The following is a 15,368-nucleotide window of genomic DNA, read 5'->3' as shown; positions in this document are numbered from 1 at the left end:
AATCAGGATTAAAGTTACAATGACATCCGAACAAATTTGCCAACGCTCCGACCTTCTCGGCACTCAGGTCATCACCCGCGACAGAGGTAAACGCTTGGGGGTGGTTAGTCAATTATGGGTGGACATTGATCGGCGGGAAGTTGTGGCGATCGGTCTGCGTGATAATATATTCGCGGTCGCTGGAATGCCGAGGTTTATGTTCCTCAACAATGTCAGCGAAATCGGCGACGTGCTGTTGGTAGAAGATGAGAGCGCGATCGAAGATGATGTTGATGTTGAAGTCTACAGCATTTTGATTAACAGCGAAGTTATTACCGAAACCGGCGAACTTTTGGGTAGGGTGCGGGGCTTTAGGTTCGACCCCGAAGACGGTAAGTTAGTTTCTATAATTATCGCTTCCTTGGGAATCCCCCAAATCCCCGACCAAGTTCTCAGCACTTACGAGTTGGGGATTGAAGAAATTGTCAGCAGCGGCCCGAATCGCTTGATTGTGTTTGAAGGTTCCGAGGAAAGGCTCAGGCAGCTTAGTGTGGGTTTGCTGGAGCGCGTTGGTTTGGGCCAAGCACCTTGGGAACGAGAAGAGGACGAGGCAGGTTATTATCCGAAACCCGTGGCTACGGGAAATCAATTGGGCCCGGGCGTGCGGATACCTGCACCGGAAATGCGGAGCCGGGTAGCTGCGCCTGCGGTGGAGGAAGTTCCTTGGGATGAGGATTTAGAGTGGAATCGGCCTGCGGTTCGCCAGCCGCCGATGCGCGCGGTGCAGGCACAGCAGCAGCCAATCGAGGAGGATTACGAGGATTACGAAGAGGATAATTGGGGCGGCGAGGAAGACGATTACGAAGAGGAGGAGTACGAGGAAAAGCCACAATACACTCGCGCTGAGATTTCTCGGCCGAAGCCGCCGGTGGTGGAGTACGAGTACGAGGATGATGTGGAGGCTGATGCTTGGGCTGACGATGAGGCACCGAAGCCTTACCAGGCTCCTCGGGTGAATATCCCTGAGAAAGCTAAGACTCCTGAGTATGAGGAGGAGCCTGGTTATTAGGAATTACTCAATTAGCTGAAACCAATATTTTGCACTCTTCTTAAGAACGGGCAAGATGCCCGTTCCACAATCAAGTTTATTTTTTGTGGAACGGGCTTCTAGCCCGTTGCTGATATTGGTGCAAGATGTGAGTTTAAACTGAGATGTGGCACTATTCTCAAGAACAGGCATCTTGCCTGTTCCACAATCAAGTTTATTTTTTGTGGAACGGGCTTCTAGCCCGTTGCTGATATTGGTGCGCTCAATCTAATTAAATTAGATCCATGAAGTAGATAATACTGGCATGGCAGTTTACTATACTTTTGCTGACGTTTCATATTATGTTAATGAGCGAAAAAGATTTTGCTAAAAATGTTGCTTTTAGATTAATAACATATCTAATTTTTCCAATATTTATATCTACCACCACGGCTGAAATTGTCTTGCGAGTTGCGGGATACAAACCCTGGCAAATAGAAAATGTTGATGTTGCCGTCGAACCCAAAGGTAATTTTTTTACGAAAGACTCGGAACTCGGCTACAAGCATTTGCCGGGTAAATTCAAGGTGACACTTAACGGCAATTACTCATTTAATGCAACTCACCTCAATAATAGTTTCAGAATAACACATCCCCTCAATACTTATAATCAATCCTCCAAAAAACCTGAGATTTGGATATTTGGCTGTTCCTTTACCTACGGTTGGTCATTGAATGACAGCGAAACTTATGCTTGGTTGCTGCAAGAGAAATTACCCAAGTATGAAATAGTAAGTTTTGGGGTTAACGGCTACGGCACGCTGCACTCGTTGATTCAATTCAAAGAAGGACTCAAACAAGCAAATAAACCCAAAATTGCGGTGATTGCTTATGCGGGGTTTCACGACCGTCGCAATACTTTGTTAAGGGCGAGAAGAAAGCAAATGGCTGCTTGGAATAAACTCGGTATTCTGTTGCAGCCTGATGCTAGGCTGAATGAAGAAAATAATTTTACCTACAAGATGGCAAAACTTGAATATCGCGAGTTCCCGCTGATGCGGGTTTCTGCATTAAGCCATTTTTTGGAGGTTAATTACAATCAATTTGAAGAGGGATTGTACAAAAGTCACGAGGTTTCTAAGGCAATTATTGAAGAGTTTAACCGTGTGGCTGAGGCGAATGGTGTTAAGTTAGTTGTAGCGGGAATTAATGCGGGTTCTGCTAAGATGTTGGAGGAATTAAGTCAGGAGGGAATTGCTACGGCGGATATTTCGGTTGATTTGAAAATACCTGCCAATAATAATTTACCTCATGACCTTCATCCAAGTGCGATCGCCAATCGGCAATATGCAGAAAAGTTGGAAGATTTTTTGCAAGGCACTGTTTTAAGGTAAGTTAATGAACCGCGAAGGCGCCAAGGGCGCGAAGCCAGAGATAAAGAGGAAGTTTACGAGTTATTTAGGGTTGCTAGACTGATGGGATTATTTAATTTTGTTTCTTTTAAAGGGCATCGAAACTTTCTAATTAATGGTTTTTTCCTGTTTCTACTTGTTCTTGTAATCCTTGCAGTAACATCAATCTATGTATCCAGCGAACATACTTTTTATTGGTGGGATTACGCGGGATACAATACCGCTACAGTCAACACGGCAAATTTATTTCGAGACTCCTCAGATCAAGCATGGCGGGGAGTTATAGAATCGCTATCTAAAGAAAAAAACCTATTAATATCTTTGCCATTAGTGCCGTTTATTCTCTTATTTGGCGAGTCTCGGCTGAGTTACATTCTCAGCGTATCCCTAATTTATGTGCTGCCGTTTCGCCTATTGCTGGGGGCAATTTCTGCAAAGCTAATTCCAGTTTATCCCCGCCGGGTGTTTTGGTCAACTGTGCTGCTAAGTTTATTAATCCCGATGAGTTGGCTACCGACTCTGCGGGGATATCTGGATACTGGCGGCTGTGTGTTTGTAGCTTTGGCAATTTTGGTTTATTTGCAGGATGTTAAGCTAAAATCTTGGTGGAAAATCCCCTTAATTGGGTTTTTGCTGGCGGCAGCGATTCTGTTGCGGCGCCATTTTGCTTATAGTGCGATCGCATTTTTTGGTGCAGCTACTTTACAGGCTTTCATCGAGTTTATTGTACTAATATACCGTAAGGAAACGGCGTTGTCGTCTTCAAAAGACAAGGACGCGGCAGTGCCGTTTGCCTACAGATGCTTGTTTGAATCCACTGTAAAATTGGGCTTGATAGCTGCAACTAGCTTAACTATTTTAATGTTGGTAGCGGGAGATTTTACTCGCAGTGCTCTGACGGTTGACTATCGCAATTTGTATGTCGCTTGGAGTTTGCCTGTAAATGATATTTTAACTCGTTATGCGGATTTTTACGGTTTGGGAACTTGGCTGCTGGTAATGATTGGTTTTTCGGCGGGAATTCTCACTCGAATCCTGGTTCCGGCGGCGGCTATTTTTGTTTCGTTGTTTGGGGTTTTGTCGCTGGTTGAATGGCTGTTAGTTTTGCGTTACGGCTACTTGCACTATACAATTCATCTTACACCGATCGCACTTTTAGGACTATCCACATTTTTCTGGACAACTTGGCTGACACTCAAGGGAAAATCCCGGTATTTGATGCTGGGCGCGGCGGGTTTGTACCTGGTTGTGAATGCCGCAGTCGGGTTAATTCCTCTCAAAATTGATTTGTCAAGACTGTTTATGGCTAATTTTCCGCCGTTAGTGCGATCGGACTACGACGAAGTTGTAAAATTAGTAGAGTTTCTGCGAAAAGTAGCACCGAATGAAGAACCAATTTATATTGCCGGTGCTTCTAACAGTTTTAATGCTAACATACTCCGACAAGCCAACAGAAAATTAAACCCGCCGGAGGGTTGGTGGAAATTAAATACAATCGGCAGGCCACAAATTGACTCGCGCGATACTTACCCGCTACCGGAGTTGTTGCAGGCACAATATGCGGTGGTTGCTGTACCTTTTCAGCAGGTGTTACCGACTGACGAACAAGTTTTGCGATCGCAAGAACAAGATGTTGTTAAAGTTGTGTACGATGCCTTTACTCAAAACTGGGAAATTGCCCGCGATTTCCAATTGCTACCGGAACAGTTTAAGCTAGAAAACGGCGTGACTGTCAGCGTTTACCGGAGGATGCGGCCGACTGATACAGCAACGGCAGTTAGGACTCTGGAGGCGATGCAGCGGCAAATAGTCGATCGACCAGGCACGCAGTTAGATTGGATTAGTTTGCATCAATCAATCTATACAAGTGCCAATTATTCAGTCAGTCAAGAATCGGATAACCTATATAATATTGTAACTCATCCAATTAAAAACAGCAAGAAACTCGATACATCTTTCCTGTATTTAGGTTCCATTTCAGACAAAGCGAAAGTTACCGGCAAACTCAATTTACCTAACCAACAATGTCCGGGAGTTGCCCTGCGCTTGACTTTGTGGGACAAGCAAGGTAAATTAATAGACTCAGCAGAGATGGCTTATAGTCAAAAAAGTGCGATGGGCTTAAATCTATTAGTTGAGGGCAAAAATCCCCTGTATCTGCTGCTTGAGGTATTGAGTAGCAGCAAACAGGATTTAACAAACCAATGCCAACTGGAGATTAACAATTTGGCTGTCAGTAGATAAGTGGAACCGTCAATGCAAAAACATCAAAAATCCCACTGGTATTTTAATCTCTCTCTCTATACTTTTGTCATCATCGGCTCCCTGATAGCCACTGGCTATATTTTCCCAATTGGAGGCAATTTCCCCGAAGTGCCGCCAATTCAATTTATGCTAAATCCTGAACTGTATAAAAATGATTATTACGTTCAGGAAATGGTGAAATTCAATCCTAGATACTACTATTATTATATCATCTATTTCCTCGCCCACTTAGGAACCAGCATTCCCCTAGCGCACTTTATTTATCAATTCCTAGCCTTTGGTTCATTTATCCTAGCTTGCTACGCAATTATCAATATCTATACTAATTCCAAACTGCCTGCCGCAGCGATGGCTTTTTTATGTATAGCCGCTTCATTTACAGATGTTGGTAACACCCTGATATTTTCCACCAAATCAGTACCCAGTACCTTCGCAATGGGTTTCGCAATCTGGGGAATTTACTTTAGTTTGCGCCACAAATGGCTGACCGGATATTTCTTTTTTGGACTGGGTTGTTTGCTGCAATTTTTAGTTGGTTTGTTGCCGGGATTGATGATGCTTCCCGTTTTAGTTATTCAATCTGTAAGACAGCGGAATTTCAAAACATTGATTTTGGCGATCGCACTTTTAGCAGCAATGGCAAGTATCGTTTACGTACCGATGTTATTAACAGGTACTACCAGCACTCACACTATCGACAACGCTGATTTTGTCTACATTCACGCGAAAGTCCGCAACCCTCACCACATCCTCCCGTCAAATTGGGATGTCGGGAATTGGTTCAACTTTATATGTTTCATAATTGGTGGCTTGCTGTGCATCAAAAAATCTGATTTGTTGCCAAAAGAAGACAAAGTTAATTTTTATACAATTGTTGGTACCTCGATTCTCGCACTGTTTCTGAATTATATATTTGTAGAAGTTTACCCTTGGGCTTTTATCGCAAAATTACAGTTAGCTAGAACTGTACCTTTTGCTCAATTAATTATATTTATTGCTGTTGCTTTGACGGTAGATCGACTTTACAGAGATAAACAAATAGCTATCAGTTTGTTGCTGTTAGCTGTACTAACTTTGCCTTTTCGGGGCCTCATTTTCTTAGGATTATCAGTTTGGCAAACAAAAAATTACGTATTTCCCAAACGATATAATATATTGTTGTGGATTTTAGCAGCAGGAACGGTAATTTTCAGCTTGATATATCCGCTGACTGATTCATGGGAAATAATAGGCGATCGAATAATTAGCATCTCAGTTTTTTTCTCAATCCTCGCCTTCCCATTCCTTTTAGAAAAAACATCACTACCTACATCTATAAAACAGACTCTAACTCACACATTAGCCTTAATAACTACCGCCACCTTAGTTTTTGGAATAGCAGGAATTCTGCCCAAACCTATATTAAATGTATTTCAAACAAAAGTTAACATAAATGCCGTTCCCAGAGACGACTTAAGCAAATTAGCTGTGCGATTTTCGCAAATTAGCAGCCGCGATTCACTCGTATTAATTCCACCTTCAGTTACCCGCTTCCAGTTTTTCTCCGAAAGAGCGATTGTCGTCAACTTCAAGAACTTTCCCTTTACCGAAAAAGGCATCAAAGAATGGCAAACTCGCATGGAAACCGTTTTAGGGGTTCCCTTAAACCCGCAAATGATTTGGGGAGGAAATGACTTTTTCATCCGCCGCAGCAGTGCAGATTTAGTCAAAATAGCTAGAAAATATCACGCCGACTATATCCTGACTCGTACTGACTGGCACCCAAATATTGACGGAGAAATAGTAGAGCAAGAAGGTAAATGGATATTGTTTAAAATTAGATAATACTCTTCTTGAAGACATAAGATATTTATTCAGTCTGACGTGGCGCCGATTTTGTTTCTATAGAAGCCTCTTCAACCGCCGAATCTAATCGGCGGTTAAATATCAAAACCCGAATCATCAATAATTTCGCTAATTTGCTTGTCCACATAATCAGCATCCACATTCCGCGCCATCAACTCAGCTAAAATCCCTAAAGAAATCAACTGCACCGACAGAATTGTACACAAAATCCCAAAAAATAACAAAGGTCGATTCCCGATCGGCCCAAAATTCATCCCCGCCAAATTCAGAAACCAAATAACTATCAAATAACTCAGCGAAACAGTTCCAACCAAGCCAAAACACAAGCCCAATCCTCCAAACAAATGACCCGGTTTGTGCAAATACTGCGTGGTGGCTAACACCGTCAACAAATCAATAAAACCCCGCGCATAACGTTCCCAGCCGTAATTAGATTTTCCGTGCTTTCGCGGATGATGTTCCACAACTACTTCGCCAATTTTAAACCCTAAATTGTTTGCTAAAGCTGGAATGTAGCGGTGCAATTCCCCGTACAATTTAATCGACTGCAAAACTTCCCTACGGTAAGCTTTAAAACCGCAATTCATATCGTGCATTTCCACCCCTGTCAGCAAACACGCAACGGCATTAAACAGCTTGGAAGGTAAAGTTTTAGAAAGCGGGTCGTTCCGCTGTTTTCGCCAACCGGAAACTAAATCAAATCCCGATTCTAAATGATGTAAAAATTTGGGGATTTCAGCGGGATCATCCTGAAGGTCAGCATCGAGAGTAAAGATAATTGTCCCTGCTGCATTACGAAATCCTGCTGAAAGTGCGGCGGATTTGCCAAAGTTGCGGCGCATTTTAATCGCTTTAATTAGTTTGGGATGCTGGCTGGCTAAATCTGTGATTTCTTGCCAGGAATAATCGCGGCTACCGTCATCAATGAAAATGACTTCGTAACTGTCAATTTCTGTTTGAAACATGACAAGTTGGATTTTTTCAAACAGTAATTTGAGGGTAGCTTCTTCGTTGTGAACTGGGATTACGAAGCTGAGATGTTTAGGCATAGGGCTATTCTATTTCATTTGTGTTGTCAATGAGATTTTCTTATTAACCGCAGAGGGCGCAGAGGTGGAGAAAGAGAGGTTTTTTAGTTTTTATTTATAACTTGGGAGTTTCGCAAGGCGACCCAACCTTTGCGGTTTTTAAAGGAGGCATAGGCTGTTAATAATTTATCTGTTGGTGATGTTTGAATGTATCCTCTCCAAGCTGCGAATTCGTAGGAAGGGCCAAACAATTTAACTAAATCTGGGCGCGGAAATCCTGACATGGCGAAACCTCGAACGACATTTTCTTGGTTGAGAATGGCAATACATTTTACATTGTTTTCGGGGTCTCCTACCCAGCCAATTACTCTGGAGGCGGCGGGCGCGACTTTAGTTACTGTATCAAAATATCCGGGTACTCCGTCTTTGGGTGCTGACAGTAAATTTGCGTCGATTTTTGTGTCTAATGCTGCACAGAAATTGTGTTTTTTGATGTCTCGGTTAAAGGGCACTAAGTTGTTAGTTTTTAAGGCGTCGATTAACCCGATAAAAGCGGCGGGTTTGTTGCCTACGCGGTCTTTAATTAGCGTTACGTCGGTGATGCCTAATTGCAGTGATAATGCTACTAACGGTTGATAGGTTGCTCTGCGGGCGATCGCCATTGCAGTTTCGCCTCCCACCCCGTACATTAAAATAATCGCAACTGTGGCGACTGCAAACAGCGGTGTCAGCCAACGCCCTTGAATTCTTGGTGTTGGCTGCAACTCGCGCACCCACAATACTGTCAGCACAATTGTGCTCATCCAAAACAAAGCTGGGAGTGTGGCGTAGCGCGAAGCGGTGGCTTGTTCGACGCCAAATCCCGATCGACTAACCGCGGCCATTAACGCCGTTTGCAGCGTGTAAAGTTGGATTGATAGCCAAGGTAGCCAATCCGCGCGATCTACCTTTTTTACAAATAGCCAATAAGCCAAAAAAACCGTCGCTGCAATCAAACCAATTATACCAATAATTGAAGCAACAATAATATTTTCGCTAAAAATACCGCCGAGATAAGTTGGAATATATTCGAGAGTTTTGAGCGGGTTAATTTTAGTTAAAGAAGGGTGATGAGATGGAGTTTTATAAGTTAAAAAATAAATCCCAATCACTGCAATCGAAGCAATGAAATACAAATAAGTTATTCGCCGAGGAAACCGCAGCACAACAGCAGCAGCACACAATATCGGCCACAAAGCTAAAGGAGTGCTGTAACTAATACACCCTAAAACGCCAAAAACAATGCTGCCAATTACCCACTTATTTTGTTTCCATCCTTCGTTACCAGGCTCTGCCTGGGAATGAATATCCAGAGGCTCCCCCTCCCTCTTACTTGACAAAAGCGTCACATAGGATTGCAAACAAAATATCGAACAAATCACAAATAAATTAGCAATTATCCAGTGAACGCCGCTGAATCCCCGCATCCAATTGTGAGCCGCCGCCGGAGTAAAATTAAAAATAGAAATGCAAAGGAGTAGCGAGATAAATTGCAGGGGAGAACGCCTCAATTTTAACGGCAGCAGAGCAATTAATACGTGGCACTGAATCCAAGCCAAGAACCAGGCAACTAAACATAAACCAATATTTGAACCTTGGGTGACAACTATATTCAAGCCATAAATAATTGCCGGAATCAAGACAAAATGCTCGTTCGCCCGAAATATCCAATTAAAAGGATTTGTAGAGAAACCCTCTACTGAATAAAAATTCCATGTCATCCACCAATAATCAAAATTAGACAAGTCTCCCGCTTGCGATATCAAGTACAAAATATATGAAGCTGGTATTAGAAGGCCGAGAATTGATGCGGCAATTAAAATATATTGTTGCTTGATTTTCATGGATTGGGAGATGGCGATATTTTTAATCGATTTGGGCTAAGTTGTACGCGCTGGGATTAAAGAAAGCGGGTTTTTTACTTGATTGAGGGTTAGAACCAAGTATTTTGGTTAAAAAACCCGGTTTCTGGCTACTTTACACTCGAATTTTTATTTCACTTCGGTTGCCAGCATTTGTCTGAGTCCTTGCCACCAGTGGGGAGGATACGTGCCTAGAAGTGCTGATATTTTTACCGTAGAGAGAACCGAAAAAGCCGGACGTTTTGCGGGTGTCGGGTATTCGGCGGTGGTGATGGGAATTACGCGCTGAACTTTTAGGGGAAGGCCGAGTTGTGCTGCTTCCTCAAAAATGGCGATCGCAAAATCATACCAACTACACACTCCGCTGTTAGTGTACTGGTAAGTCCCAAAAGTTTCTGGCCCAAGGAGAGGAATAATTTGCGAAGTCGCCGCACTTAAATCGCCCGTCCAAGTAGGACTTCCGATCTGATCTGCTACTACTCGAATTTCTTCCCTTTCCTTTCCCAACCTCAGCATTGTTTTGACAAAATTACCTTTGCCACCGTTGCCGTAAACCCACGCGGTTCTAATAATAATATGTCGGTTTCCCGCTTTCCTAATTGCTTCCTCGCCTGCTAATTTAGACTTACCGTAAGTTCCCAACGGGTTTGTAGAATCTGTTTCCAAATAAGCCGAACCGTGGCTGCCGTCAAATACATAATCCGTAGAAAAGTGAATCAAACTTGCTCCCAGTTTTTCACATTCTTCTGCGAAAATTCCGGGTGCAATGCCGTTGACTGCGTTTGCTAATTCCGGTTCGCTTTCCGCTTTGTCTACCGCAGTGTAAGCACCCGCATTGACGACTAAATCCGGTTGAATTTCAGCCATTGCTTGACGGATGCTTTCCGGTTGGGATAAGTCGAGGCGAGTGCGATCGAGCGCAATTACCTCTCCCGAAGATAATAAAATCGGCTGCAATTCTTGAGCTAGCTGTCCGTTGCCACCTGCGAGTAAAATTTTCATTGTTAAAAAAGTTCAGCTTTTTTGAAGGTTTGTCCCGCTTGGTCTTTAGCTGATAAGATTGGTTGGGCACCATCTAGCGGCCAGTCGATCGCCAAATCAGGGTCATTCCACAGGATACACCGCTCGTGTGCTGGTGCGTAATAATCTGTAGTTTTGTACAAAACTTCAGCAGTCTCCGAAACCACTAAAAAACCGTGTGCAAATCCCGCCGGCACCCAAAATTGCCGTTTATTTTCTGCACTCACCAAACACCCCACCCATTTTCCGAAAGTCGGCGAACTTTGTCTAATATCCACCGCTACATCAAATATTTCGCCAGCAACTACCCGCAGCAATTTGCCTTGAGGCTGCTGCATTTGGTAGTGTAAACCGCGCAACACATTTTTAGAGGATTTGGAATGATTGTCTTGAACAAATTCTGCCATTACACCTGTTTTTTCGACAAAAGCTCGGTGATTGAAACTCTCAAAAAAGAAACCGCGATCGTCCCCGAAAATTTTCGGCTCAATGATCAGAACTTCCGGTATTTCGGTAGATATAACATTCATAGTTAGCTGTGAAAGTGATAAACTCATACTCAGTCTCTGCTATTTTACTATGAAAGCCGACGCATATCTCAAAAAATTGTACGCCAATCGATTTGATTCCCGACAACTGCAAGCCAAGGTGGCACTATGGAAAGTTTTAATTGACGAATTCTTACAATATTATGTTCCTCCAGAATCAGCCGTTTTAGATATTGGCGGCGGTTACTGCGAGTTTATAAATCAAATCCCGGCTCAAAAAAAATGTTTAATTGACCTTAATCCCGATTCCAAGTTATTTGCTAATTCTGATGTAAAAGTGCTGAATATTGATGTTTTAACTTTTGACGAAAAACCAGCTTTTAGCGAAGAATTTGATCGGATATTTATCTCTAACTTTTTTGAACATCTCCGCAATAAGGAAGAACTCATCCAAATTATCTCATTTTGCTTTGAGGCGCTTAAGCCAGGGGGTTCTCTCTTAGTTGTCCAACCAAATTTCAAATATTCTTTCAAAGAATATTACGATTTTATTGATCATCAATTACCGATTACCCACTTATCGCTGCAAGAACTGTTACAAACCGTTGGCTTTGAAATTGACCTAATGATACCGAGATTTTTACCATTTTCGACCAAAGGCAGACCGGCATCGCCCTGGCTTTTAAAAGTTTACTTAAAATTACCTTTTTTGTGGCAATTTTTGGGAGGCCAAATGTTTGTTAAAGCATCGAAAAAAAACAATAGAGGCAGAGACTCATGACTGGCATTCCCAGTCTGATCCAGGCAGAGAGATACATCTGCGTTTATCCGCGTTTATCCCCCTGCATCGGCGGTTAAAAAATCCCTACAAAATCGAACTTAAAACCACCTCATTAGCAGCAATCCAATCATAAATATCCTGCAACGCTGCTTCCGGCCCAATAACAGGCCGCCATCCTGTTTTTTCCATCACCCTGGAAGAATCAGTAATAAAAATCGGAATATCCCCCGCGCGTTCCTCCAAAACAGGATTAATCGGAATAGACTTTCCCGCAATCTTTTGGCATAAATCAGTTGTCTCAACCAAAGAAAGACTGTTGCTCAAACCGCCGCCAACATTAAAAACTTCGCCGTCAAATTCAGCACAATGTTCTAACTGATAATTAACTAACCTCAACAAATCTTCAACGTGCAGCAAATCCCTAACTTGCTTCCCGCTGCCGCCAAAACCGATATAACTCAGCGACTTTTGAAAATAGTGAGCCGCCACCCACAAACCGCAAACTCCCTGATCGACTTTACCCATTTGCCAAGCACCGGTAATTAACCCGCAGCGGTTAATAATTGCGGGTACATTGTATGCTTCCCTGTATTCCTCAATCAGTAATTCCGAAGCTAATTTAGTTGCTCCGTAAAGCGAACGGTGTCCTTTTAATGGGAAGTCTTCTGATATGCCCAACTCCGATATACCGGGTAAAGTTTGCTCAGGGGCGATCGCAAATCTATTCGGCAACTCTAAGAGCTTAACAGATTTGACACTGGCGATCGGATAAACGCGACTCGTAGACAAAAACAGCAAACTAGCACCCGTTTGTCTGGCCAACTCCAAAACATTGACAGTGCCCAGTAAATTCGTCTGCAAAACGTACTGTGGCGAACTAAAACCAGCCAGCACAGAAGGCTCCGCAGCACAATCTATAATGCAGTCAGCATTGAGTGCAACTGGATCTAAATCTGCCGCTGTGCGAATATCCCCGTAAACAAACTGAATACCGCAACTTTTAAGCCGAGGCAGATTCAATTCTGAACCCCGGCGACGCAGGTTATCTAAACAAATTATTTGCCATTCCGGGTGCAGTTTCTTCAAACCAATTGCCAAACAACTGCCGATAAAACCCGCACCACCAACAATTAAAATTCTCTCAGGCATTCACTTTCAACTTTGCTATCTTTCTAGTCCGGTGGTAGTCGCCGCGAGACAGATGTTTTTCCAGCCAGACATACAAGACAATAAATAAATACCGACTGCCCATCTCTTTGATTTTAAGCTTAGAAATACCCGCAGTCCGATTGTACCACCTCAGAGGAATCACCGTATAGGAAAAACCCCGAACAATTGCTTTTAAAGGCAGTTCCACTGTCAAATTAAAATGATGACTCAAAATCGGTTGTACGCCTTCAATTACTTCTCTGCGGTAAATTTTAAAAGCATTGGTGACATCGCTGTACCGCAAGCCGAAAATACTTTTGACAAACCAGTTTGCTAAGCGGTTAATTGCTAACTTGTGAATTGGATAATCAACTATAAAACCGCCTTTGATAAAGCGGGAACCGAAAACGCAATCATATCCTTCTTGCAATTTGCGGTATCCTGCTACCAAATCCATCGGATCGTCGGAAGCATCCGCCATCACAATTGCCGCAGCATCGCCGTCAAATTCCGCCAAACCCCGGCGCACAGCAAATCCGAAACCGTTGGGAGGTTGATTGTTGATGTATCTAACTGTGGGAAAAGTCTCTGATAATTCTTGGCAAATATCAATAGTTCGATCGACACTGTTGTCATTCACAATCAAAATTTCGTGCGGAATGCCTTCTAAATCCAGTGTCTGGGCGATCGCCCGCACAGTACCGTACAAACAGCCCTCCTCATTGTGGGCTGGTATAATCACAGAAATTTTCACTCCTCATCCTCCGCGCAACTGGACAAACTGGTTGTCAACAGGATTATACACCCAAGCTTTAATTTCCGTTTGGGCGATCGGCAAATTATTATCCGACAAATCCACAGCCCACCTTGCATTGTTGTACAACTCAGATTTTAAACTCTTAGCGATGTCGGGACTGTCCAAATTTACATAAGCGTTAGCAAAAAAAGATTTTTTCTCGCCGACAGATAGCAGTACAATATGTGGCTGTTGCAAATTTTCTGGCAAAACCGCCCAACCAGCAGCCTTGACAGCATCATTTTGCTTAACAGTCAAGGATTTATCGCTAGTTTGAGGTTTGTCTAAATAACCGTAAACTTTCTCGGTATTAGAAATAAAATCTACATTTTTCGCGAACTTGAGCCAACCTATTTTATCGATAATTGCAGCGCCTTCTCTCACCAGCCAAGTTTTTTTGCTCAGCACCCTCAAACAGCTTTCCGGCGAATTATTGAAGAAAGCCGAGGGTTCCAGATAGTTAATTAACTGCAAACAATCTTGAGCGCCTTGTTTGTAAAGAAGTGCGGATCTAGTTTGGGCGATCGCCTGTTGAGAGTTAACAATAATTATCCCAATTAACAGCCCTGCTAACACCCGATAAACAAATTTATAGGTGCGATTTATGGTATCAATCTTACCTCGGACAAACAATTGACCGAGCTGAACTAAAGCAATTAACAGCAAAATCGAATTAGTCGTATATCTCGACGATTCGATCGCCTGAATCGCCCCAAATTCTGCCCTACCAGCCGTAATAAACAGAGCCGATAAAACCGAAAACAAACCTATTGACAGCCAAGGTAAAGCCTCACGATGCTCAGTAATCTTTCTCCCAAAGTGGAATCCCAAAAATAAGAAATTTGCAAATATTAGCAATCCAACTAATGCGGAAATTCCAGGCGATCTCACAATTGGCGAACCCAACAAACTCAAAAAGTAATCAATTACCACCAGGGGCTTATTCAACAATGAAATAATACTTGCTTTCCGGCTAGGATGATAATCAATTGAGTAAACAGCACATGTTGTAGCAAACAGCAGCATCCAGACAATAAGTCTTTTTCTTTTCGGCGCCGCATTTCCTTCTACAGCCGCCACAGCCGGAATCGCAGACAACCAAGACAGCAAGCCTTGAGCGAGCGAAAAACTAGCAACTAAGCAGAATACAGCAGCAATAGAGATTCTAATATTAGGCAATAATTTATGATTTGAAACCAGCGCATAAACCGCAGCGACAAAACACAAATTGACTAAAAACCAAGCTAATTGAAATCCCCAAAGCCAGTTTTCGTGCTGAACTAGAGAGAAAAGCAAAATACAAGTTAAAATATTAGCTAAATGCCACAAATCATCCGCGACATTCTTAACTTGCATCGAGGATAACTTGTACATAGCGATAAAAGTTATCGCAGCCAAACCTATGCTGAGACACAACTGATAATTAATATTCCATCGGGAAGCAAAAGCCAGAACCGCAATAATTATTTTAGGGAAAACTATGCGGTGGTTGCTGTGCAAAGCCCAAAAATCGTTAAAAGTTACATTTCCCGCAGCTATTTTTTCAAAAAGGCTAGCTAACCTCCACTCGTCATCAACGGGAACGTTAACGCTAAAATTCGCTACAAATCCGATTAATAAGAGGACAGGAATTAAATATAAAGTAAATAATATGATTTTTTTCATTAATATCAAATC

At 42.7% G+C, this 15,368-nt stretch carries 12 protein-coding genes; 5 read left to right on the top strand and 7 right to left on the bottom strand.

Annotation, left to right across the window (positions count from 1 at the left end; genetic code table 11):
* The first annotated feature begins 19 nt into the window (after positions 1 to 19).
* The 4 genes from QUA74_RS04060 to QUA74_RS04045 all read left to right on the top strand — a co-directional run bounded on the left by QUA74_RS04060 (position 20) and on the right by QUA74_RS04045 (position 6,507).
* Positions 20 to 1,048: a PRC-barrel domain-containing protein gene (locus tag QUA74_RS04060; RefSeq protein ID WP_333325223.1), complete on the top strand. Its 1,029-nt coding sequence runs from the start codon at positions 20 to 22 to the stop codon at positions 1,046 to 1,048.
* A 326-nt stretch (positions 1,049 to 1,374) separates the two neighbouring features.
* Positions 1,375 to 2,400, top strand: a complete 1,026-nt coding sequence (locus tag QUA74_RS04055) for an SGNH/GDSL hydrolase family protein (RefSeq protein ID WP_333325221.1) — start codon at positions 1,375 to 1,377, stop codon at positions 2,398 to 2,400.
* An 81-nt stretch (positions 2,401 to 2,481) separates the two neighbouring features.
* On the top strand, positions 2,482 to 4,662 hold the full coding sequence (locus QUA74_RS04050) for a hypothetical protein (RefSeq protein ID WP_333325218.1): 2,181 nt from the start codon (positions 2,482 to 2,484) through the stop codon (positions 4,660 to 4,662).
* A 12-nt stretch (positions 4,663 to 4,674) separates the two neighbouring features.
* A complete protein-coding gene (locus QUA74_RS04045; protein WP_333325215.1) occupies positions 4,675 to 6,507 on the top strand; it encodes a DUF6798 domain-containing protein in 1,833 nt (610 codons plus the stop codon).
* 95 nt (positions 6,508 to 6,602) lie between these two features.
* Here the strand turns inward: QUA74_RS04045 and QUA74_RS04040 are convergent, their stop codons facing one another.
* From QUA74_RS04040 to rfbC, 4 genes are all read right to left on the bottom strand, one after another.
* Positions 6,603 to 7,577, bottom strand: coding sequence for a glycosyltransferase family 2 protein (locus tag QUA74_RS04040; RefSeq protein WP_333325212.1), 975 nt, complete (start codon positions 7,575 to 7,577; stop codon positions 6,603 to 6,605).
* Positions 7,578 to 7,660: 83 nt separating this feature from the next.
* Positions 7,661 to 9,439 (bottom strand): hypothetical protein, encoded by a 1,779-nt coding sequence (locus QUA74_RS04035; RefSeq protein WP_333325210.1) that lies wholly within the window; start codon positions 9,437 to 9,439, stop codon positions 7,661 to 7,663.
* 147 nt (positions 9,440 to 9,586) lie between these two features.
* Positions 9,587 to 10,459 (bottom strand): dTDP-4-dehydrorhamnose reductase, encoded by an 873-nt coding sequence (rfbD, locus tag QUA74_RS04030; protein WP_333325206.1) that lies wholly within the window; start codon positions 10,457 to 10,459, stop codon positions 9,587 to 9,589.
* Positions 10,460 to 10,461: 2 nt separating this feature from the next.
* Positions 10,462 to 11,007: a dTDP-4-dehydrorhamnose 3,5-epimerase gene (gene rfbC, locus QUA74_RS04025; RefSeq protein WP_333325203.1), complete on the bottom strand. Its 546-nt coding sequence runs from the start codon at positions 11,005 to 11,007 to the stop codon at positions 10,462 to 10,464.
* A gap of 49 nt (positions 11,008 to 11,056) precedes the next feature.
* On the opposite strand from rfbC, the gene QUA74_RS04020 reads away from it, so the two are divergent.
* Positions 11,057 to 11,746 (top strand): methyltransferase domain-containing protein, encoded by a 690-nt coding sequence (locus QUA74_RS04020; RefSeq protein WP_333325200.1) that lies wholly within the window; start codon positions 11,057 to 11,059, stop codon positions 11,744 to 11,746.
* Between the two features lie 84 nt (positions 11,747 to 11,830).
* Here QUA74_RS04020 and QUA74_RS04015 read toward each other — a convergent pair whose 3' ends face one another.
* Genes QUA74_RS04015 through QUA74_RS04005 form a run of 3 tightly spaced genes read right to left on the bottom strand, consistent with a single transcriptional unit; the run spans position 11,831 to position 15,356 of the window.
* Positions 11,831 to 12,895 (bottom strand): NAD-dependent epimerase/dehydratase family protein, encoded by a 1,065-nt coding sequence (locus QUA74_RS04015; protein ID WP_333325197.1) that lies wholly within the window; start codon positions 12,893 to 12,895, stop codon positions 11,831 to 11,833.
* Positions 12,888 to 13,649, bottom strand: a complete 762-nt coding sequence (locus tag QUA74_RS04010; protein WP_242724549.1) for a glycosyltransferase family 2 protein — start codon at positions 13,647 to 13,649, stop codon at positions 12,888 to 12,890. The genes QUA74_RS04015 and QUA74_RS04010 overlap by 8 nt, the downstream gene beginning before the upstream one ends.
* A gap of 3 nt (positions 13,650 to 13,652) precedes the next feature.
* Positions 13,653 to 15,356, bottom strand: a complete 1,704-nt coding sequence (locus QUA74_RS04005) for a hypothetical protein (RefSeq protein ID WP_333325194.1) — start codon at positions 15,354 to 15,356, stop codon at positions 13,653 to 13,655.
* Positions 15,357 to 15,368 lie beyond the last annotated feature (12 nt).

The sequence above is a fragment of the Microcoleus sp. LAD1_D3 genome (assembly GCF_036702135.1).
GTDB lineage: Bacteria > Cyanobacteriota > Cyanobacteriia > Cyanobacteriales > Microcoleaceae > Microcoleus.
The sequence above is the reverse complement of the archived record's forward strand: the minus strand, read 5'-3'. Positions and strand labels throughout refer to the sequence as shown.

Bases quoted from the DNA above. Each gene is read 5' to 3' on its own strand.
- QUA74_RS04060 (WP_333325223.1), top strand. From the start codon at position 20: ATGACATCCGAACAAATTTGCCAACGCTCCGACCTTCTCGGCACTCAG.
- QUA74_RS04055 (WP_333325221.1), top strand. From the start codon at position 1,375: ATGAGCGAAAAAGATTTTGCTAAAAATGTTGCTTTTAGATTAATAACA.
- QUA74_RS04050 (WP_333325218.1), top strand. From the start codon at position 2,482: ATGGGATTATTTAATTTTGTTTCTTTTAAAGGGCATCGAAACTTTCTA.
- QUA74_RS04045 (WP_333325215.1), top strand. From the start codon at position 4,675: ATGCAAAAACATCAAAAATCCCACTGGTATTTTAATCTCTCTCTCTAT.
- QUA74_RS04040 (WP_333325212.1), bottom strand. From the start codon at position 7,577: ATGCCTAAACATCTCAGCTTCGTAATCCCAGTTCACAACGAAGAAGCT.
- QUA74_RS04035 (WP_333325210.1), bottom strand. From the start codon at position 9,439: ATGAAAATCAAGCAACAATATATTTTAATTGCCGCATCAATTCTCGGC.
- rfbD (WP_333325206.1), bottom strand. From the start codon at position 10,459: ATGAAAATTTTACTCGCAGGTGGCAACGGACAGCTAGCTCAAGAATTG.
- rfbC (WP_333325203.1), bottom strand. From the start codon at position 11,007: ATGAATGTTATATCTACCGAAATACCGGAAGTTCTGATCATTGAGCCG.
- QUA74_RS04020 (WP_333325200.1), top strand. From the start codon at position 11,057: ATGAAAGCCGACGCATATCTCAAAAAATTGTACGCCAATCGATTTGAT.
- QUA74_RS04015 (WP_333325197.1), bottom strand. From the start codon at position 12,895: ATGCCTGAGAGAATTTTAATTGTTGGTGGTGCGGGTTTTATCGGCAGT.
- QUA74_RS04005 (WP_333325194.1), bottom strand. From the start codon at position 15,356: ATGAAAAAAATCATATTATTTACTTTATATTTAATTCCTGTCCTCTTA.